The organism is Mucilaginibacter sp. SMC90, from assembly GCF_022811725.1.
Taxonomy (GTDB): domain Bacteria; phylum Bacteroidota; class Bacteroidia; order Sphingobacteriales; family Sphingobacteriaceae; genus Mucilaginibacter.
The window spans coordinates 4892741-4913775 of sequence record NZ_CP094527.1 but is presented as its reverse complement, the minus strand read 5'-3'; the positions used below and the strand labels follow the sequence as shown (position 1 = coordinate 4913775).

Here is a 21035-nt window from a genome sequence, read left to right as displayed (position 1 = left end):
ATACAGGTCGTAAAATAATAAATTTGCCGGTAAATTTTTACAAACAGTAAATTATATTAGCGGTTATTAATACGCAGATTTATTTACATTTGTTGCAGATACAAATTTCTATGGCGGAAACAGCACAACTAAAAATTGGTGATAAAACATTTGAGCTCCCGGTTATTGAGGGCACTGAAGGTGAAAAGGCAATCGATATTTCTAAGCTTCGCGACCAAACAGGTTATGTAACACTTGATATCGGGTATAAAAATACAGGCGCTACCAAAAGCGCCATTACTTTTTTAGATGGGGAACAGGGAATCCTTAAATATCGTGGTTATCCCATTGAGCAATTAGCCGAAAAATCATCATTTATTGAAGTTGCTTATTTGCTGATCTATGGTGAATTGCCTACTGCCGACCAACTGAAGGCGTTTCAGTACGAGCTAAGCCGCCATACATTGGTGCACGAGGATATGAAAAAGTTTTTTGATGGCTTCCCGTCAAAATCGCATCCGATGGGGCAACTGTCGTCATTGGTGTCAGCGTTATCTGCTTTTTATCCGGAATCGCTAAAGCCTTCTCAAACCACCGAAGAACTTAATCAAAGCATTATTAAAATGCTTGCCAAGATGGCTACCGTGGTTTCATGGATCTATAAAAAATCATTAGGCCACCCGGTTATCTATCCTAAAAATAAATATGACTATGTTACTAACTTCCTGTACATGACCTTTGGTCAGCGCACAGAAGACGTAACTATCGATCCGGTTGTGATTGACGCGATGAACAAATTGCTGATCTTACATGCCGATCATGAACAAAACTGTTCAGCATCTACCGTACGTATTGTTGGCTCTTCTGATTCTAACATTTATGCTTCGGTATCCGCAGGTATCTCGGCACTTTGGGGCCCGCTGCATGGCGGTGCTAACCAGGCTGTGATTGAAATGCTGGAGAAGATCAAGGAAGACGGGGGCGATACTGATAAATGGATTGCAAAGGCTAAAGATAAAAATGATCCTTTCCGCTTAATGGGCTTCGGTCACCGTGTTTATAAAAACTTTGATCCGCGTGCAAAGATCATCAAAAAAGCATGTGATGATATTTTAGAAAAGCTGGGCATCAATGATGAAGTATTGGAAATAGCTAAGAAACTGGAAGAAGTTGCCCTGAAAGATCCATACTTTGTTGAGCGCAAACTTTACCCGAACGTTGATTTTTACTCAGGTATCATTTATCGTGCATTAGGTTTCCCAACCGATATGTTTACTGTATTATTTGCATTAGGCCGTTTGCCTGGATGGATAGCCCAGTGGAAAGAAATGAAAGAAAACAAAGAGCCTATCGGCCGCCCACGCCAGATCTACGTTGGTGCCACCAGCAAAGAATACGTGGATATAGCGAACCGCTAAGTTCAGATATGGTTCATGTTTAATGGGATCATAGCTTATAGAAAATATAAAACAGGAAAGCGATGGGGGATGACCTCATCGCTTTTTTTGACCGCTGACTGGGCGTTCATAGTGAGGAATGATTTTATGATTTCGTTGATTTTCCTGCGTTGTGTTTAGGCGGTAAATCAATTTATCAAATCAACGTAATCAGCGCAATCATCTTCAAAAAATCAACGGTCAAAAAAGCCCCGCAGGTTTTCACCGTGCGGGGCTGCATAAATCAATCAATCAACTCTGTTATTTTTTTACCAATGTGTATGTAGCTTTAGTATTGTCGGCGGCATTTAACGCGAAGGTTACATGGTAAGTGCCTGCCGTAGCTACCGGGATGTTATCATTATCAGATGATGCAAGTGTAGCGCCGTCTGCACCTACTTTTGGAATGCCGTAGCTTGTGCCCCAATCATGATTACGGCGAACTTTAAATTCACCTGGTACCATGAGCACAGTAGTTTGCCAAACCTGGTTACCATTATCATACTTGAGGTCGGTATCGGTATTCCAGGCCACACCCGGAGTTGCGTTGCCGATAAGGCTGTAATAATATTTTACAGCTTCAAAGCTTATCGTTTTGGCGTTCATATCAACTGTAACCCATGTCAAGCCGGCAGCAGGTGCGGTAATGTTTGGAGGGTTACCAGTGCCCTGAGTTATTTTGCCCGGTCCGTCCGAACCATAATTGCCGTCGTAGTTTTTGTTGGTTGGTAAAACTTTAAAATCAAGTTTACCCGCAGGGAAATTAATGATACCGGTATAGATGCCATTGCTTGTTGCAGATAGCAAACTGTCAACATTAGGACTTGGTACAGCCCAGTCTTCATAGGCACCGCCAAGATAAATAAATGAGGTTAACGGGAAGGGGGTTACGGTAAGCGAAACCACACTTGAATAAGTTGGTGCAACCGCCGATCCGGTAAACTGGGTTTTTAACCTTGCTTTTACTGTTGTTGAAACGCCGGTTGGAAGGTTCATGCCCAACAAAATGTTGTTAAAGTCAAGCACATTGAAGGATTTTGCGGTCGCTTTTAAATCTATAGAAACCTCTTTAGGGCTTGAGAAATCATCAGTGGTACTGAATTGAATGCTGTTTGATATAGCCGCTTTAAACCCATAATCAGGAGATTTGATGGTGAAGGCCACCGCTTCGCCATCAAGGTTTGCCTTACTCAGGGCCGGGGTTGTAGTACTTGCAGTAAATGATCCTTTGGCTTTTGATGGGTCGGCTACAACCTTTGTTTCGTCCTTTTTACAGGATGCCAGCATCATCACAGCAATACCGCCCAGGGCCAGGAATTTCGTAAATGATTTTTTCATGTTTTTTTCTGAAATTGAATTTGAAATATCGTTAAACGGGAGGGTAGATAGTGTCTGCACCTCCCGTGTATTTTTTAATAGCCCGCGTTTTGTTTTAGGTTAGGGTTGGCAGCAACATCACTTGTCGGTAACGGATAAATAGTGCGGTAGCTTTCAACGCTTTTACCTCCTTTAGCGCCTCCTTTAAACGGCCACAAGTAAGTATCCTCAACAAATTTCTTATAGCGGATCAGGTCTGTACGGCGGAAGCCTTCCCAGTATAGTTCGCGTCCTCTTTCATCAAGGATCTGGTCGGTGGTAATGCTGGTTACATCACCGCTTGTGTTGCCATAGGCCCTTTCACGCAGCTTGTTGATGTAGTTCACAGCAAGGCTCAGATCGCCCCCGGTACCACCTCTTGTTGTCGCTTCAGCGTATATCAGGTATTGTTCTGCAAGCCTGAAAATAGGAAGGTCCATATCTGCATAATCAAGGCTTGAACCTGGTTTACCATCGGCTATTTTTACATTCTTGAATTTTGAAATGGCATAACCATCCGTAAATGTGCTGATATCCGATATTTCAAGCGCCTGGCCATTGGTGTAAAACTGCGCACGTTTATCGGCACTTGCTGCACCATTCGGAAACAGGTTTACCAAAGCTTTAGTGGTACGTAAACCAGCCCATCCGCCGCTGATACCATACTCACCGGCCGGCATAGAGCCGCCTACCGGAGCGTGGGTCATGAAGGTTGCTCCGCCGTAGCTTTGTGTGCGCAAACCATCATAGTTAATGGTTAAAATAAACTCATCGGTATTGAGGTTATTATCGGCACGCATTAGTTTTGTGTAGTCGCTAATTAGCTTATAACCGCCATTATCAATAACTTTTTTCGAGTAGGTGATAGCGTCGCCATAATGTGCTGTACCGGTATAAACTTCGGCATTCAGATAGATCCTTGCCAACAGTGCCCATTCTGCAGCCTGATCGGCACGGCCATATTCGTTTGCCCGTGGTTTGGCTAAAGTTCCATCAATCGCTTTAAGCTCACTTTCAATGTAACTGAATAGATCCTTGCGGCTTATTTGTTTTGGCAGGGTTGAACCCAGTGCGTCATTTTCGGTAACAAACGGAGGATTAGCAAAAAGGTCCATTAATATGGAATACTGATAGGCCCTTAAGAAACGTGCCTCTGCAGCGTACATTTTTATATTGGTGGCATCAGCACCTGAAATGCCTCTGCTGCTGAGGTTAGCATCTGTTGACTGACGAATAAAATCGTTAGCAAGCGTTATCTGGTAAACTGCCCTGTAATAAATACCTTTAAGGAACAGGTTACTTGACGACCATGACATATTATGAAAGTCAGGCAGACCGGGATCACCCCATCCAACAACAGCTTCATCAGTAGGTAATTCCTGCGCACACCACATCAAACGATAAAAGTCAGATGTTCCTTCGTCGATACCCTGTACGTCGCCGTTCCCTGCAGGGCCGGAGTTGCCGGTTAAAGCATATGCACCATACACTTTGGCAAATGCCTGTTTATAACCTTCGGGAGAGTTATACACCTGAGCCGATGTCAGATCGTTTGTGGGAATTAAGTTGAGCTTTTTATTGCACGACGACATTGAGCCTGCTGCCAATAAGCCGCCAATTATTATAAGTTTTATTGAATTTCTTTTCATGTTGATTTCTTTTAAAATGATCAGCTATAAGGTTATAGTGATAAATTAAGCCCTAAAACATAGGTACGCGGCCTTGGATACAGGTTGTTATCGATACCTGTGCCTATTTCAGGGTCAACACCTTTGTATTTAGTAATTACAAACACATTTTGTACGTTGGCGCTTAATCTTAAAACTCCGGCATTTTTGAATACCTTGCCAAAATTGTAACCCACGTTTATATTATCCATGCGGATAAACGATGCATTTTGAATGTAGTAGTCTGAAAGTACATTTTTATCACTGCTACCGGTAAGACCGCTTTGCAGTACATTGGTAGAACCGTTATTGATCACACCGATAGGATTAATGATGCTTCGTTGGGTACCTGTGCTTGAAAATACGTTGTTGTATGCATAGTTACCCACACTTGCCCTTGCAGTAAAACCTGCCGACCATTGTTTGTAGTTTACATTTGATGTTAAACCAAAGTAGCCTTTAGGGTCGGGGCTTTTGTATTGGTAAAGATCCTGATTGTTGATTATCCCATCATTGTTGCGGTCAACAAATACGCCGTCAAGCGGCTTGCCGTCCGGGCCGTATACTTGTTGATATACATAAAAAGAGTAACGCGGGTAGTTAACCGAATTAATTTGAATGTTTTGACCTGTACCACCAGATATCCCCCCTACAGGAGCACCTGCATAGTTAGGGTCTGGAGCAATGGTGAGTTTGGTGATCTTGTTTTGGTTGTAAGTTGCGTTAAGGCCAACGCTCCAGGTAAGTTCTGTACTCCTGATAATATCTGCGTTGATATTAAACTCAAAACCACTGCTGGTAGCATTACCGATATTAGCCACGATCTCGTTAGAGAAGTTTGAACCAGCCGGTTGAGATATATTGTTAAGCAGGGCTGAAGTTTTCCGATGATAATAATCGATAGTACCTGTAATGCGGTTATCAATGAAGCCGAAGTCAAAACCAATGTTGGCCGCGGTGGTTTCTTCCCATTTCCTGTTAGGATAATAGCCACCCGGGCGATACAAGTTATAAAAAGTATTACCTAATTGATACTGAGCCGTATTATTGCTCAGGTTGTAGTATGAAATATAGCTGTAATTTTCACCAATATCCTGCTGGCCGGTTTTACCCCAACCGAGGCGTAATTTTAAGTCGGATACTGTTTTTGAGCCTTTAAGAAAATCTTCGTTGATCATTTTCCACGCAAATGCAGCAGATGGGAAAGTGCCATACCTTCTATCCGGTGCAAACCTTGACGAGCCATCGCGGCGTATAGTACCGGTTAAAATGTACTTATCATCGAAAATATAGTTTAAACGGCCATATACCGAAATCAACCTGTTTTCTGGCTTATCATATGGATATATTGGTTTTGATACAATGGTGCCATCGGCAGTAACATCCGGGAAATTGTAGCTTGTGGTCAGGAAATCCTGGTATGAATAACCTGCTATCGCATCGATATGGCTTTTGATATCTTTAATATCCTTGGCATAGCTTAAGTAGCCTTCAAATATTTTGTTTGATTGCAGTTGCTTGTATTGCGTATTTGTACCACCATGGAAAACACCGTTAGCGTCCTTGTATCTTTTGTAGCCCGAAGCAGCGCTATCGCTTACAAATACAGTACCGCGGCCGTTTGATACATCATAACCAAGATTTACATTGGCGTGTAACTCTGGCAGGAAGTGGAATTTATAATCTAATGTTAAGTTACCAATACTGCGATAAACATTACTTTTATCATCACGCTGTTCCAGCAAACCAAGCGGGTTTAAAGGTGCAAGTGATTTAAGACCGTTAACCGATGATGGGTCAAGCCATTCATAGTAACCGCCGAAACGGTTGCTGCCTGAATACACCGGCAGGGTAGGGTTAAAGCTAACTGCAGCACCAATAGCGCCTTCATTTGCAAACCGTTGTTTTACGTTTGCGCCTTTAACATTTAAGTTAACTTTAAGGTGATCGGTAAAAAAGCTTGGGCTTAAATTAATTGCACCGGTAAAGCGCTTCAGTGAACCTGTTTTTAAAACACCTTCCTGGTTAAGATAGCCTGCTGAAATACGGTATGGCAGTACTTTTGTAGCGCCTGATACGCTGATATTGTTATCAGTAGTTTGCGCTGTTTGGTATATCTGTTTTTGCCAGTCGGTGTTTGCAGTGCCCAATAAAGCTTGCTGAGCAGTGGTGCCGTTAGCTTTAACATAATCACGGAGTTGGTCGGCGGTTAAAACGCTAACTTCCTTGCCTAATTTTGATACCGAAAATTGTGAGCTGAAGTCGACAGTTGGTTTACCTTTTTTCCCTTTTTTAGTAGTGATTAAAATAACGCCGTTTGACGCCCTGTTACCATAAATGGCAGTAGCTGATGCATCTTTCAACACTGAAAACGACTCAATGTCGTTAGGGTTTATCAAACTTAAAGGGTCGGCAACGCCGGATATTTTTGAAGTACCATCAGCATTGCGGGCGTTATCCAGCGGTACGCCGTCAATAACGATCAGCGGGTCGTTGCTGGCAGACAAGGAAGCACCGCCACGAATACGGATCTTGCTGCCTGAGCCTGGTGCACCACTGTTGGATATAACGGAAACACCGGCAACCTTACCGGCAATTAATTGCTCGGGAGTAGTAATAACACCTTTTTGAAAATCTTTGGCTGTTACGTTGGTAATAGAACCCGACAGGTCTTTTTTGCGTTGCGTACCGTAACCGATAACCACTACCTCATTAAGGCTTTTGCTTTCGGGCTGTACGGTAAAGTTTTCGATTAAAGCACCGTTAACTGTTACCGTTTTCTTTAGGGTAATATAACCGATAAATTTTATGCTCAGCGTATAAGTGCCGGCTTTAACATTGTTAATGGCGTAGTTACCATTAGGGTCGGTAGTTGAACCAATAGTGGTACCATCGATAGTAACCGTGGCACCGGGGAGGGGCTGGTTGGTTTCATCAGATACCTTTCCTTTAATACTCCCGGTTTGTGAAAACGCCATGAACGACATCATCAGGAAAGCACAAAGAAGAACATACTTTTTTGAGTAATTTTTTCTCATTTACTTATTGATTTTTATGGATAAAAAAAGGCTTATTTTGCCGGCTATAATTGGTTTATTATTGTGGCCGAAACAGCATGCGACTAATTTACATTTACAAATATCAATTGCAAATTTTATATAAAAGATAATTTTAAAGCGTTTAATTAAGGCTTTTTTAACTTTAACGAAATATTAAAATTTATCGAAATGATGAAGAAAAATTATTGTTTTTATGCGAAATTTGGATTTAAAGACATATTTGGGAAATACCTAAGTGTCATATTTACACAATACCTGATTTTACTTTTATGCAATCAATTTCCGGGAACGTTCCCGGAAACGTTCCCGGTTTTAGCCTTTTTATCATGATGAAAAAAATAATTTTCTGCGCGTTTTTGCTTTTTGGCCAAAATTTTTTGCTTTTTAGCCAGGTGAAAATCTCATTTTTTACCGGCAAAATTTCGGCTCCGAAAAGCCCTCTGGAACACCTGTTTCTGGCAGGCGATTTTAATGGCTGGAACCCTGCCGATAAGACCTGGGAACTGATTAAAAATGAGGTAGGAGTTTACGTGTTAGACAAACAACTCCCCGCCAGTATCGTTCATTTTAAAGTAACCCGTGGCAGCTGGAACACAGTTGAATGCGATGCTGCAGGGAAGGCTATTGACAACCGCAGCCTGATCATAAAAAGCGATACCAGTGTCAAACTTGATATAGCAGGCTGGCAGGATAATTTTACCCAGCCCGAAAAGAAACATACCGCTACCGCCCGTGTACATATCATCAGTGAAAACTTTGAGATACCGCAATTAGGCAGGCAACGCCGTGTTTGGATCTGCCTGCCCGCCGGGTATGATACAGGCAGGAAGCAATACCCGGTAATTTATATGCACGACGGGCAAAACCTTTTTGATGAGTATACCTCCGGCTACGGCGAATGGGGTATTGATGAGCTCATGGATAAAATACCGACCCAACAAGAAAGCATCATAGTAGGGATTGATCATGGCGGCGAGTACCGCATAACAGAGTATGATCCGTATAGCTCAAAATATGGCGAAGGCAGGGGAGATGATTATGTGCAATTTTTGATTAAAAGGCTTAAGCCATATATAGATACCCATTACCGCACCCAAACTGATGCAGCGCACACTACGATTGCAGGCAGCTCTATGGGCGGCCTTATCTCCATGTATGCCGCACTTAAATATCCCGAAGTGTTTGGAAATGCAGGTATATTTTCGCCAGCATTCTGGATAGCGCCGCAAATTTATGACCAGGCGCAACAGGCTGTAGTAAATAAAAAAAGCCGTTTTTATTTTGTTTGCGGCGACGCCGAAAGCGAAAGCATGGTAGCAGATATGCAAAAAATGGCCGATATCGTGAAGGCCAAAGGGATAAGGGCTTCCAATGCGCCTGTAACAGTGATCAAAGGCGCATCACACAACGAAAAGCAATGGAACGGTGACTGGCCAGGGTTTTATAAATGGTTGATGGGGTTTTGATTAAATGGTATCTCCAACGCGTCATTGCGAGGAACGAAGCAATCCCAAACTATACAGGGCGGTTCTGCAAATCGCGGATTGCTTCGTTCCTCGCAATGACGGGCGGACAATTCAACTCAATCCCGCCCAAATTTCCCTTAAATTTAATAGTTTTGAGGTCAGCACACGCCCATGACCATCGACGAAATATTAAAACAGTACTGGAACCATGATACTTTCAGGCCTATGCAGGCCGAGATCATCCAATCTGTTTTATTAGGGAATGATACGTTGGCGTTGTTACCTACAGGTGGCGGAAAATCAGTCTGTTTCCAGGTACCTGCATTGGCTAAAGAAGGGATCTGCATCGTGATATCACCATTGATCGCCCTCATGAAAGATCAGGTTGAGAACCTGAAAGCCAAAGGGATCAATGCCATTTCGATAGTATCGGGCATGGGCCGCCGCGAGATAGACCTGGCGCTTGATAATTGTATTTACGGTTCGGTAAAGTTTTTGTACCTGTCGCCCGAGCGCCTGCTGAGCGAACTGGTTCGCGAACGGGTGAAGTACATGAAAGTGAACCTGTTTGCAATTGACGAGGCGCATTGTATCTCGCAGTGGGGCTACGATTTCAGGCCGCCATATTTGCATATTGCTGATTTGAGGGAACTGCACCCGAATGTGCCGGTGCTTGCCCTTACTGCTACAGCTACTGCCGATGTTAAGGCCGATATCCAGGAAAAACTAAAATTCAAAAATCCGGTAGTTTACCAGCAAAGTTTTGAACGGCGCAACATCAGCTACGTGGTACAGCATGAGGAAGATAAGTTTCGTAAAATGCTGAATATTGTCAAGGGGGTTAAGGGAAGCGGTATTGTATATGTACGCAGCCGGAAGGAAACTTTTGAGATAGCGAAATTTCTGAGCGATAATGGTATAAGGGCCGATTATTATAATGCAGGTCTTTCGGTTGATCAGCGTTCTGAAAAGCAGGAGGCCTGGAAAAACAACCGGGTACAGGTTATAGTAGCTACCAATGCGTTTGGTATGGGGATAGACAAGCCGGATGTAAGGTTTGTGATCCACAAGGATATTCCCGAAAGTTTGGAAGCTTACTATCAGGAAGCCGGGCGGGGCGGGCGCGATGGCAACAAGGCCTTTGGGGTGCTGCTGTATAACCCTGCCGACAAGCTGAAACAGGAAAAGATGTACGAGCTTAATTTTCCATCGGTTGAAGAAATTAAGCAGGTGTATCATAACCTGGCCAATTATTACCAGGTGGCTTATGAAGCGGGCGAGGGGCTAAGCTTTGACCTGGACCTTGGTGAGTTTTGCAGTCGCTATAAATTTGATGCTATTAAAACCCTTAATGCCCTTAAATTTTTAGAGCGCGATGAGTACCTGTCTTTTAACGAGAGTGTATTTTTGCCTTCACGTTTTCAGTTTGAGGTGGTTAATGAACAGCTATATAATTTCCAGATCCAAAATGCTGGTTGGGACCCTTTTATTAAAACCCTGCTTCGCTCATACGGAGGCGCATTTGAAAATTACGTGCGCATTAAGGAATTTGATATAGCAAGGCGTACAGGCTTGAGCGTTCAGCAGGTTATTGAGGGGATGCTGCAACTACAGCAATATGGGCTGATCAGCTATATGCAGCAAACTGATAAACCCCAGGTTACTTATTTAAAACCACGGGTACAGGGCAGTCACCTCATCATCGACAGGAAATATATTGAGCAACGCAAGGAGGTTTACCGCCAGAAAATGGAAGCTGTTTTTGCCTACGCCATTCATAAACGTTGCCGGAGCCAGATGCTGCTGGCCTATTTCGATGAACCTGATGGCCGTAAGTGCGGCGTATGCGATGTTTGTCTGGAAGAAAAACGCAAGGTAAACCAGGACGAGATCTTCGATAATATCACCACCGAAATTGTACAACTGCTTAGCATCTCCAACCCAGACATTGGCGGACTGATTACCGGGATCAATATCGGCACCGAAAAGGAAAAGATGGAAGCTGTACGCCTGCTCCTTGATGCAGGAAAGATCAAAACTGACGGCGAGGCTTATTATTTGAGTTAATAGGTTGCTTCAACGGGCTACCCATAAAAATCAAAGAGACGTTTGTCATGCTGAGTGTTTAAACCCGACAGGCAGGTAAGAGACTTTATTCTATAGACTTACATCGTCGCGCTCTTGGCCGCGCGGGGCCAGATACTTTTGTCTTGACACAAAAGTATCCAAGACCGAGCGATAGCGAGATAACGAACACCATCCCTGAAAAACAACTGTGAGTAACTCAAGTCAGCAGATAGGCTTCTTTGCCGCACAAGCCTTTGCCCTGCAAACCGGGCAGAACCACGGGCTGCAATTATTTTGCTCCGCCGCGCTCCCTATGCTTCTGCAAAAACTTGCTATGCCCCTTCTTGCGCACAAGGCCACCATTGTTCTGCCCGCTTTCACCCGAAGCTTACCTGCTGACGGGAACATCCTTCATTTATTATGTCATGGGTAGGAACGAAGCATCTTCTTCGCCCTGTATAGCGGCTTTGGTTATTGAAGAAGATCCTTCGCTATCGCTCAGGATGACAATTACTTAGTTTATCTTCATTCCACAAAAAAAATCTCCCTCATTTCACCGGGAAAAATCACCTGCTTACCGACAAAAACCTGCTCTCCAGCTAATTAGGCCAAATCTGCTGTAACGTTTTTTTATTGAGATCGTCATATCTATGTATTCAATGAAATAAAATAATAATCACTTGACAATCAAAATATTAATACCATGAAAACTACATCAATCGCCATCGCTACCGTACTGTTTATGGTACTTGGCTTCGCAAACATCGCATCTGCAAATACTGTTAAAAATGATGCAGGCATCGTTTTAACCGACATCAGCAAAATCAACAAAATTGAAGTTTACGGTAATGTTGAACTTTATGTATCAAGCGGCCCTGCCGATGAGGTGAAAGTTTACAATCGTTACTATTCTGAAAACGCGTTGGTTCAGTCAAAAAAAGGTGTATTGCGTATTTCATCATACAAAAACGAAAAGTTGGTGGTTTGGGTAACCGCAAATCAGTTAAGTGCCATCAATGCTTACGATAATGCAGAGATCAAATCATTCGGCAGCATTTCGGGCATTGAGCTTGATGTTAAATTGAACAACAATGCATCTGCCAGTCTTAATCTGGATACTTACAGCGCAAGCATCACCCTGAGCGGTAACGCAAAAGCCGAACTGAAAGGCAACACCAATGAATATAGCTTAACCCGTAATGCAACTTCAAATGTAAACAGCAACGGCTTAGCATACGCCCACGCCACCGAAACTTTGAACAAGGAAACCAAGCCACGAGTTGATGAGTTTGCTACTTTATAACAGCCATTTTTTTGAGTCAATTATATATAGTGTAGCCGCCCCGAAGGGGGCGGCTTTTTTGCTTGACGTTTGCGTTGTAAACGCAAAGGCGGGTTACGCACTCGTTGCAAACCTATCGTGTACCCATAAGTTTTTAATAAAAATTGTCATTTCGATAGAGCTGGGTAGGCCTAAGCATTGGGGCGAAAGAGAAATCTTATACGCGCTATAAGCGGCAATGTATAGTTCGCAAACTTGGCGTATAAGATTTCTCCTCACCACCTCCGCACATTCCCTCACCGGTTCGTTCGAAAAGACATCTCCTTTTATTAATGATAATAATTAAAAGATGTGGGTACGCGGTAGGTTTCAAGCGAGCGCGAGCTAAAGGGAACATAAAACCATGTCATTGCGAGCGCAGCGCGGCAATCTCGTAGCCAATGCATATCCGATTTGCATGAGCTACGAGATTGCCGCGTCGCCCCAAGGCACTACCCCGGCTGGCTCCTCGCAATGACATAGCTTATTAATATCATTATAAACCCTTCTTTCATCCTAATGTCATCAAACAAAATACAATCTTCGTTTTCGACTTTTTAGTCTAGTTTTGATTCGTCAAACAGAAATAGCAATGGGCAAAGCAGAAAGAACCAGGCAATTCATTATAGAGACGGCAGCGCCGATCTTTAATGAGAAAGGTATTGCCGGTACCACCATTGACGATATCCTGGCTGCTACAAAAATGGCGAAGGGTGGCCTTTACGGACACTTTGAAAGCAAGGAGGAAATTGCCAAAGTAATGGTCAATTACCTGCTCGATAAACTGAACGATAAAGTAACAACTGTTGTAAGCAAGGAAAAAACAGCTATAAAAAAGATCTTCGCTTTTATTGATCTTTATAAAGATCCGATAAATTCATTTATTGATGGCGGCTGTCCGATACTTAATTTCGGTGTAGAGGCCGACGATAATAACCCTATACTTAAACAACGGCTTAAAATCCAGATTGAAGAGGGGCAAAGGGTCTTTACCGAGATTATAAACAAAGGCATTGCCGATGGTGAAATAGCTGCCGGGATAAATGCTGCCGATTATGCGCTCAAGATGTTTTCTTCGCTGGAAGGAGGGATGCTGGTATCAAGGGTTACCGGAAGCAGTAAATATATGAACAGCCTGGTACATATGCTCAAAAATGAATTAAAGCAATACGAGGTAAAATAATTTTTTTTGATTGAAAAAAGACTTTTAGGTCTATTTTAATTATAAAACAAATGCATAAAGCCGGAAACGGCCTTTTTTTAAAGCTTAAAAAAGACTAAAAAGTCTAAAATACAAAGCGCAATATAACAGATAACAACCATGAAAACTCAAAAAATAATATTAGTTACCGGTGCTTCAAAAGGCTTCGGTTTAGAGATAGTTAAAACGGCACTGGCAGCAGGCGATAAAGTAATAGCAACCGTACGTAACAAAGCCGATCAGCTTGCAAGCTCATTGAATAATGATCCTAACCTGCTGGTGGTAACCATGGATGTGACCAACGAGGCACAGGTTAAAGCAGCTGTAGCCGAAGGCTTATTACGCTTCGGTAAAATTGATGTGGTGATCAACAACGCGGGGTATGGTATTGTGACCGCTATTGAAGAAGCTACCGATGCCGAAGTAAAAGCACAATATGAAACCAATGTATTTGGCTTATTGAACGTAGTGCGCGCGGCATTGCCTCATCTGCGTGCTCAAAGGTCTGGTCATATCATCAATGTATCTTCATTATTCGGTTTTGACGCTATCCCTGGCTGGGCTTTGTATGGTTCAACCAAGTTTGCGGTAGAAGGTATTTCAAAAGGCCTTGCTGCCGAACTTGAACCGCTTAATATCAAAGTAACCGTAGTTGAACCAGGTTTGTTCAGTACCGAGTTTTTGAGTGCCGAATCATACAGCGCTTCAAAAAATATCATTGCTGATTACGCAACTACTGTTGGCCCGATGAGGGCTGTTGCCGATCAGTTACATGGCAATCAACCTGGCGACCCTAAGAAGCTGGCCCGGGTGGTAGTTGATATCGCCCATAATGAAAACCCTCCGTTGCACCTGCCTATTGGCAAAGATGCTGTAGGTATGTATAAAGCCAATGCCGAAAAAACAAGCAAAGAAATTGATCAATGGATCGAAGTGTCAACCAGTACCGACCATGACCATGTTGCTGCAAACTAATTAATCATCATTCATTCAAACTATAAATAGAAAATATCATGTTAACTAAAAAAATAGCCTTAATAACAGGCGCAAACCGCGGAATAGGATTTGAAACCGCTAAACAATTAGGCGAAAAAGGTGTAGCCGTAATAATAGCTGCCCGCAAACTAAATGTTGCTGAAGAAACTGCTGCTCAATTAGCCGTACAAGGTGTTGAAGCATACGGTGTTCAGTTGGATGTTACCAATGCCGATGAACGCAAAGCGGTTGCTGCTTATATCGAAGAAAAATTCGGTAAACTGGATATCCTGGTAAATAACGCAGGTGTGGGTCCTAAAGAAGATGACCTTTTTGTTAAAAAGACAGCAGCAACAACTGCCGATGAGTTTGAATACATCTTTAATACCAACCTGTTCAGCGTTGTATACTTAACTAATGAGCTGCTTCCATTGCTAAAAAAGAGCGAAGCTGGTCGCATAGTTAACCTGTCGAGCATATTAGGATCATTGACATTGCACGCAACTGAAGGCAGTCCGATAGCTGATTTTAAACGTTTATCATACGCCGCATCAAAAACAGCCCTGAATGTATTCACTGTATTATTGGCCGATGAATTGAAAGGCACAAACATTAAAGTGAATTCTGCACATCCGGGCTGGGTGCAAACCGAATTGGGCAGTGTTGAACATGCTCCAATGACTGTTCCCGATGGTGCTAAAACCAGTGTTGAACTGGCACTTATTGGCGAGGACGGCCCTAACGGCAGGTTTATCCACCTTGGCGAAGAACTTCCGTGGTAAATTGAACTGACCTCAATTGTTTTCTGGAGCGTCGTTACCTTTAATAGGGTGGCGGCGTTTTTTGTTTTAATCATTCGATGTCAGATACATAGAACTGTGCGTTGTATCCCGCAGTTCCTTTTATTTTCATCTGCACAACTGAAATCTGCACATTTAGAATCAAAAATTCTTTCGCTTTTCACCGATGTAATTCCGCTGTTTACCGATAAAAATCGGGTGTACATCTAATTTGCCCGAAACCGCTGTAACGTTTTAAAAATGGGGGCGTCTTATCTGTGTATTTAATGAAATAGAAACACAAATAATTGACAATCAAAATATTAATCATCATGAAAACTACAATATTAACAATCGCAACCTCTTTAGTTTTAGCACTTGGAGTATCAACCGCAGCTAATGCAGCAACCAAAATTGACAACGGCGCAGCCGTAGTTTTAAACAACGTAAACAAGATCAGTAAGATCGAAGTTCGCGGTAATGTTGAAGTATATGTTTCAGCAGGCAAAAATGACAAAGTTAAAGTTTACAACAAATACTACTCAGAAAGCGCACTTGTACAAAACAACAACGGTACTTTACGTATCACCTCATACAAAAACGAAAAACTGGTAGTTTGGGTAACTGCAAATGATCTTAAAGCCATTGATGCTTATGACAATGCCGAAGTTAAATCATTCGGAAAACTTGCCGCTCTTGATCTAAGCGTTAACCTTCATAACAATGCTTCAGCCAAGTTGAACGTTGAAGCCTACGCAGCTACAGTTAACGTTCTTGACAAAGCCAAAGCAGAGCTTACAGGCACTGCCGATGTTTATACCCTAAACCACACCCGCGAATCATTTGTAAACAACAACGCTTTTGCAGCAGCAAACTTTACCGACAAAGTAACCAACGCACCTGCCAAATACACAGTTGAAAACGAATTTGCAGGTCTTTAATATCTTACTTTTGCAAAAGTCTATCATATATTCAGAAGCTATCACCTAAAATGTGGTAGCTTTTTTTAATTTTGATGTAACACTAAACCGCCAGTCGGCGTCCTAACAACCGAACTATGAAAAAATACCTTTTTACCTTTACTATAGCAGGCGCATTAATTACTACAGGGATATTATCATCATGTAACTACAGGTGCGTACACGGATCCGGCAACCAAACCACTGAGAAACGCCAGGCCGAAGACTTTAAAAAAATAGATATTTCCGGGGCGTTTAAAGTGCACCTGAAACAAGATAGTTCATTAACTATTGACATTAAAGCCGATGACAACCTGATCAAATATATTTCTACTTCGGTTGAAGGCGGCATATTGCATATCAAATCAAAAAAGAACTTCTGTGATCCCGGCGATATGGTGATCAATATCGGCGTGAAAAATCTTAACGAGATAAAAGCAGCCGGAGCAGTTGAGGTTAATTCGGACGGTAAAATAAACGCCAAGGATTTTAACCTTGATCTTTCCGGAGCTACCAAAATAACCCTCGACCTTAATGCGGCCAACGTTTCAACCGATGGCAGCGGGGCTACAGAAGTTCATCTTACAGGCCAGGCGGCATCGCACAAAGTTGATTTGAGCGGAGCCGGTAAAATAGAAGCCTTTGATTTTGTAGTTGGCGATTATGATATTGAAACATCAGGCATTGGCCATTGTAAGATCAACGTGTTAAAAACCCTTAACGTACATACCAGCGGCGCATCCGAAATTCAATATAAAGGTTCTCCATCTACCGTAAATAACGATAAATCGGGAGCTTCATCTATAAAAAAAGTTGACTGATCGATCATTTTTTAAGAAACATTAAGAGCCGGGGTTTTAAATAGATTTCCGGCTTTTTATTTGTTAACCACCTATTTATCACTAATTAAAAATGAAAAAGTTTTTAAAATGGATAGCCTATGCAGTTATAGTGCTTGTCCTGATCGCAATTGCCGGCATATCATACATAACGCTGGCACTCCCTAATGTGGGCCAGCCTGAGGCAATTAAAGTTGACGCCACGCCGCAGCGTATTGCCCGTGGTAAGTACCTGGCCAATAATGTAACCGTTTGCCTGGATTGTCATTCAACCAGAAGCTGGGATAAATTTGCAGGCCCTTCCGATTCGACTGTTTCAGGTGCCGGAGGCGAAAAGTTTGATGCCTCGGCCGGTTTCCCTGGTACGGTTTATTCGCCCAATATTACCCCTTTAAATTTAAGTAGTTGGACCGATGGTGAAATATTCAGGGCCATGACCACCGGCGTTAAAAAAGACGGTTCGGCAATTTTTCCGATAATGCCGTGGCCATACTACGCAAAAATGGATAGGGAAGACCTTTACTCCATCATCGCTTATATGCGTACATTAAAACCGGTTGGTAAAAACTATCCTGGTCACAAGCTTGATTTTCCGCTTAATATTATAGTGCATACCATGCCGCAAAAGGCAGCGTTAGGCAGTATTCCAAGTCTGGCTGATACCGTTAAATACGGGGCCTATTTATTAAATGCTGCGGCTTGTAAAGAATGCCATACGCAATCAAACAAAGGGCAGCTTAATGAGGCTATGGCTTTTGCCGGAGGCCAGGGCTATATTGTGCCGGGAGGAAGCAAAGTGTTTTCGGCTAATATTACGCCTGATAAAGAAACCGGCATAGGCAACTGGACAAAGGAGCAGTTTGTAGGTCGGTTTACACAATATGCTGATGGTAAAATGCAGCCAACGCCGGTAAAACCGGGTGAATTTCAAACCATTATGCCATGGTGGAGATATGGCAGCATGAAGGTATCTGACCTGGAAGCTATTTACACTTATTTGAAAACGATAAAACCCATTACTAACCGGGTGGTAAAGTTTGAGAAAAAGGGCAACTAAAGATGTGAGGTTAGCTTAACGCACTGCCCATATTATTGTCTGAGCCCCAATTTATTGAATTTGAAAATTTATCAGAAATTATATGCAAGCGCACTTGAGTTCAATCAATTGTAAAGATTTGGTAGAAGTCGGGTTAACACAAACACAGGTTCAAATAAATTTATTCGCTATATATTATGCTGTGCTGCCGGTTAGCCCGTTTAAAAGCTGCTTCATTTTCCTTTAAAACAATATAAAATCAAGTGCTAATTAAAAATAAATTTATACTTTTGCGCCTCGAATTTTGTATAGCACGGATTAGGTTTTAGGCTATATTTCAAAGGATTAAATTAAATACCCGGTAAAAGATGAATATTACACAGGAAAAAATTAATGACCTGAACGCAGTTGTTAAAATTAACATCAACCCTGAAGATTACCAGCCTCGTGTTGAAAAAGCTATAAAGGAAAATGCTAAAAAAGCAAAGCTTCCTGGTTTTCGCCCGGGCATGGTGCCTGCCGCGCACATCAAAAAAATGTACGGTAAAAGCATCCTTGTTGACGAGATCAACAACCTGTTACAAGATACTTTAAATAACTACATCGACGAGCAAAAACTGGCCGTATTAGGTCAGCCTTTACCTGCTATCGACGACAACAAAGAATATAACTGGGATTTTGCCGATAACTTTGAGTTTAAATATGAATTAGGCCTGGCTCCTGAGTTCAGCATCGATTTTTCATCAGCTGATAAATTAACGCAATACGTTATTAAAATTGATGATGAAACATTGGCTTCAAGGATCAAAAATATCCGTCGCAGCTATGGCAAAATGACAAATCCTGACGTATCGGCAGATGATGACGTTCTTTACAGCGATTTGGTTCAACTTTCGGCCGATGGTAGTGTTTTTGAGGGTGGGATTAGCAACACGGCGTCTGTACGTTTAGATCAGATCAAAGATGAGGCTATCAAAGCTTCATTGATCGGTTTGAAAAAAGACGATGTTGTTAAGTTTGATATCCGTAAAGCTTTTGATAACGACGCAGCTAAAATTGCCGGTTTATTGAAGATTGAAGAAGATGACGCAGCTGATTTAAGAGGTGATTTTCAGTTAACTGTTAAAAACGTTAACCGTTTAGAAGAAAGCGATCTTAACCAGGAGTTCTTTGACAAATTATTTGGTGAAGGTACAGTAACTACTGAAGAAGAATTCAGGACTAAAATTACTGAAGAGCTTGAAAGCATGATGGTACAGGATTCTGATCGCAAATTGCAGGATGATACGTACAAATTGGCTATCGCTAAAGTTGATTTTGCACTTCCTGATGAGTTTCTGAAACGCTGGTTAAAAGCAACCAACGAGAAACTGAGCGATGAGGAATTAGAAGGTGGTTACAATGATTTTGCTCAAAACTTGAAATGGACTTTGATCGAAAACAAGATCATTACTGATAACACTATCGAAATTAAATATGAAGATGTGTTTGAATTGGCTAAGATCCGTTTAGATCAGCAGTTCAGAATGTACAGCCCAACCCCGATCCCTGAAGATCAGTTAGGCCAGTACACTGTTCAGTACCTGCAAAACAAAGACAACGCTAACAAAATATTTGAAGAGGTAAAAGCGTTAAAGGTATTTGACTATATCAAAAATGTGATCACTTTAGATAAGCAGGACATCCTTTACACTGATTTCAGTGCATTGGTTACCGCCGCACAGTAAGCAGTTTTATCTCCGACAGGAGATTAGCATATTCACCAAAAGCAACTCACAAGGTTGCTTTTGGTGTTTTATACATACTATGATGTCATTGCGAGGAGGAACGACGAAGCAATCGCATGCTATACAGGGCCGCTCTGTATAGTATGCGATTGCCACGCTGCGCTCGCAATGACATAGTTTTAGGATTTGTTTATGCGGATGTGGCGCCCGATGTTGGTGTTGTTGCCAACATTTTCCGGTAAGCTCTACTGTTAGTTTTTGGCAAAAAAAATCCGGTTTCGTCACTTAGGCCTCATCAAAAAATTACGTAATAAAAACTATCTTGCAAAAAAACTATTGAACTAAAAACTATATTTATCGCGGGTAAGACGCCCGCATTTCCTAACGAACAACAAACAAAAACCATGAGCAGTAATATCGATAAAAACGAATTCAGAAAATATGCTGTTAAGCATCACCGTATTAACAGCCTTTATGTAGACAAATATATCGCAGGTGTTGAAAGAGGTAACATGCCAACAGGCGGTATCACTACCGTACCAACTGGCATGACACCATACATTCTTGAGGAGCGCCAGCTTAATGTACAGGCCATGGACGTGTTTTCACGTTTAATGATGGACCGTATCATTTTCCTTGGCGATGCTATTTATGATAATATTGCAAACATTATCCAGGCTCAATTGCTTTTCTTGCAGTCGGCTGATGCTAAACGCGATATCCAGATCTATATCAATTCACCAGGTGGTTCAGTTTATGCAGGTTTAGGTATCTATGATACTATGCAATTCATATCAAATGATGTGGCTACTATCTGTACAGGCATGGCCGCTTCAATGGCTGCAGTACTATTGGTAGCAGGTACAGAAGGTAAAAGGGCAGCACTTCCGCATGCAAGGGTTATGATCCACCAGCCATCGGGCGGTGCTCAGGGCCAGCAATCGGATATCGAGATCACTTATCAGGAGATCACCAAATTGAAAAAAGAGCTGTACCAGATCATTGCTGATCATAGCGGTGCACCTTACCAAAAAGTTTGGGATGCATCTGACCGTGATTACTGGATGATTGCAGAAGAAGCCAAAGAATTTGGTATGGTTGACGAAATTTTAAGAGGTAACAAAGGAAAATAATTTTTTAGTCCTGAGTTCTAAGTCTTAAGTTTGAA

Annotated in this window: 15 protein-coding genes; 12 read left to right on the top strand and 3 right to left on the bottom strand. The window is 42.2% G+C overall.

Translation table 11 applies throughout. The annotated features are described in order from the left end of the window. Positions 1-110 precede the first annotated feature (110 nt). The gene (locus MTO98_RS20590; protein ID WP_243480871.1) at positions 111-1397 is read left to right on the top strand and encodes a citrate synthase; all 1287 of its coding nucleotides are present in this window, start codon (positions 111-113) and stop codon (positions 1395-1397) included. A gap of 279 nt (positions 1398-1676) precedes the next feature. Here MTO98_RS20590 and MTO98_RS20585 read toward each other — a convergent pair whose 3' ends face one another. The 3 genes from MTO98_RS20585 to MTO98_RS20575 all read right to left on the bottom strand — a co-directional run bounded on the left by MTO98_RS20585 (position 1677) and on the right by MTO98_RS20575 (position 7476). Beyond that, positions 1677-2753: a SusE domain-containing protein gene (locus MTO98_RS20585; protein ID WP_243480870.1), complete on the bottom strand. Its 1077-nt coding sequence runs from the start codon at positions 2751-2753 to the stop codon at positions 1677-1679. 74 nt (positions 2754-2827) lie between these two features. Further along, a complete protein-coding gene (locus tag MTO98_RS20580; protein ID WP_243480869.1) occupies positions 2828-4420 on the bottom strand; it encodes a RagB/SusD family nutrient uptake outer membrane protein in 1593 nt (530 codons plus the stop codon). Positions 4421-4452: 32 nt separating this feature from the next. Beyond that, the gene (locus MTO98_RS20575; RefSeq protein ID WP_243480868.1) at positions 4453-7476 is read right to left on the bottom strand and encodes a TonB-dependent receptor; all 3024 of its coding nucleotides are present in this window, start codon (positions 7474-7476) and stop codon (positions 4453-4455) included. A 413-nt stretch (positions 7477-7889) separates the two neighbouring features. Between MTO98_RS20575 and MTO98_RS20570 the strand changes: the two genes are divergently transcribed. The 11 genes from MTO98_RS20570 (at position 7890) to MTO98_RS20520 (ending at position 21000) form a co-directional block, all read left to right on the top strand. After that, entirely contained in the window at positions 7890-8963 is a 1074-nt protein-coding gene (locus MTO98_RS20570) for an alpha/beta hydrolase (RefSeq protein WP_243480867.1), read from the top strand. 171 nt (positions 8964-9134) lie between these two features. Continuing rightward, entirely contained in the window at positions 9135-11030 is a 1896-nt protein-coding gene (locus MTO98_RS20565) for an ATP-dependent DNA helicase RecQ (protein ID WP_243480866.1), read from the top strand. A 703-nt stretch (positions 11031-11733) separates the two neighbouring features. Further along, the gene (locus MTO98_RS20560) at positions 11734-12333 is read left to right on the top strand and encodes a GIN domain-containing protein (protein ID WP_243480865.1); all 600 of its coding nucleotides are present in this window, start codon (positions 11734-11736) and stop codon (positions 12331-12333) included. Positions 12334-12943: 610 nt separating this feature from the next. Then, positions 12944-13534: a TetR/AcrR family transcriptional regulator gene (locus tag MTO98_RS20555; RefSeq protein ID WP_243480864.1), complete on the top strand. Its 591-nt coding sequence runs from the start codon at positions 12944-12946 to the stop codon at positions 13532-13534. Positions 13535-13672: 138 nt separating this feature from the next. Next, positions 13673-14527, top strand: a complete 855-nt coding sequence (locus MTO98_RS20550; protein WP_243480863.1) for an oxidoreductase — start codon at positions 13673-13675, stop codon at positions 14525-14527. A 38-nt stretch (positions 14528-14565) separates the two neighbouring features. Then, positions 14566-15309: an SDR family oxidoreductase gene (locus MTO98_RS20545; protein WP_243480862.1), complete on the top strand. Its 744-nt coding sequence runs from the start codon at positions 14566-14568 to the stop codon at positions 15307-15309. A 329-nt stretch (positions 15310-15638) separates the two neighbouring features. Further along, the gene (locus tag MTO98_RS20540) at positions 15639-16247 is read left to right on the top strand and encodes a GIN domain-containing protein (RefSeq protein WP_243480861.1); all 609 of its coding nucleotides are present in this window, start codon (positions 15639-15641) and stop codon (positions 16245-16247) included. Positions 16248-16363: 116 nt separating this feature from the next. Then, complete coding sequence (locus MTO98_RS20535) at positions 16364-17086, top strand: head GIN domain-containing protein (protein ID WP_243480860.1); 723 nt, start codon at positions 16364-16366, stop codon at positions 17084-17086. A 91-nt stretch (positions 17087-17177) separates the two neighbouring features. Beyond that, positions 17178-18161 carry a cytochrome C gene (locus MTO98_RS20530; RefSeq protein ID WP_243480859.1) on the top strand — a complete coding sequence of 328 codons (984 nt, stop codon included), beginning with the start codon at positions 17178-17180 and terminating at the stop codon, positions 18159-18161. A gap of 347 nt (positions 18162-18508) precedes the next feature. Further along, on the top strand, positions 18509-19867 hold the full coding sequence (tig, locus tag MTO98_RS20525) for a trigger factor (RefSeq protein WP_243480858.1): 1359 nt from the start codon (positions 18509-18511) through the stop codon (positions 19865-19867). A gap of 404 nt (positions 19868-20271) precedes the next feature. Next, positions 20272-21000 (top strand): ATP-dependent Clp protease proteolytic subunit, encoded by a 729-nt coding sequence (locus tag MTO98_RS20520; RefSeq protein ID WP_090524532.1) that lies wholly within the window; start codon positions 20272-20274, stop codon positions 20998-21000. Positions 21001-21035: the final 35 nt, after the last annotated feature.

Bases quoted from the DNA above. Each gene is read 5' to 3' on its own strand.
- MTO98_RS20530 (WP_243480859.1), top strand. From the start codon at position 17,178: ATGAAAAAGTTTTTAAAATGGATAGCCTATGCAGTTATAGTGCTTGTC.
- tig (WP_243480858.1), top strand. From the start codon at position 18,509: ATGAATATTACACAGGAAAAAATTAATGACCTGAACGCAGTTGTTAAA.
- MTO98_RS20555 (WP_243480864.1), top strand. From the start codon at position 12,944: ATGGGCAAAGCAGAAAGAACCAGGCAATTCATTATAGAGACGGCAGCG.
- MTO98_RS20535 (WP_243480860.1), top strand. From the start codon at position 16,364: ATGAAAAAATACCTTTTTACCTTTACTATAGCAGGCGCATTAATTACT.
- MTO98_RS20545 (WP_243480862.1), top strand. From the start codon at position 14,566: ATGTTAACTAAAAAAATAGCCTTAATAACAGGCGCAAACCGCGGAATA.
- MTO98_RS20550 (WP_243480863.1), top strand. From the start codon at position 13,673: ATGAAAACTCAAAAAATAATATTAGTTACCGGTGCTTCAAAAGGCTTC.
- MTO98_RS20575 (WP_243480868.1), bottom strand. From the start codon at position 7,476: ATGAGAAAAAATTACTCAAAAAAGTATGTTCTTCTTTGTGCTTTCCTG.
- MTO98_RS20560 (WP_243480865.1), top strand. From the start codon at position 11,734: ATGAAAACTACATCAATCGCCATCGCTACCGTACTGTTTATGGTACTT.
- MTO98_RS20580 (WP_243480869.1), bottom strand. From the start codon at position 4,420: ATGAAAAGAAATTCAATAAAACTTATAATAATTGGCGGCTTATTGGCA.
- MTO98_RS20520 (WP_090524532.1), top strand. From the start codon at position 20,272: ATGAGCAGTAATATCGATAAAAACGAATTCAGAAAATATGCTGTTAAG.
- MTO98_RS20590 (WP_243480871.1), top strand. From the start codon at position 111: ATGGCGGAAACAGCACAACTAAAAATTGGTGATAAAACATTTGAGCTC.
- MTO98_RS20585 (WP_243480870.1), bottom strand. From the start codon at position 2,753: ATGAAAAAATCATTTACGAAATTCCTGGCCCTGGGCGGTATTGCTGTG.
- MTO98_RS20540 (WP_243480861.1), top strand. From the start codon at position 15,639: ATGAAAACTACAATATTAACAATCGCAACCTCTTTAGTTTTAGCACTT.
- MTO98_RS20565 (WP_243480866.1), top strand. From the start codon at position 9,135: ATGACCATCGACGAAATATTAAAACAGTACTGGAACCATGATACTTTC.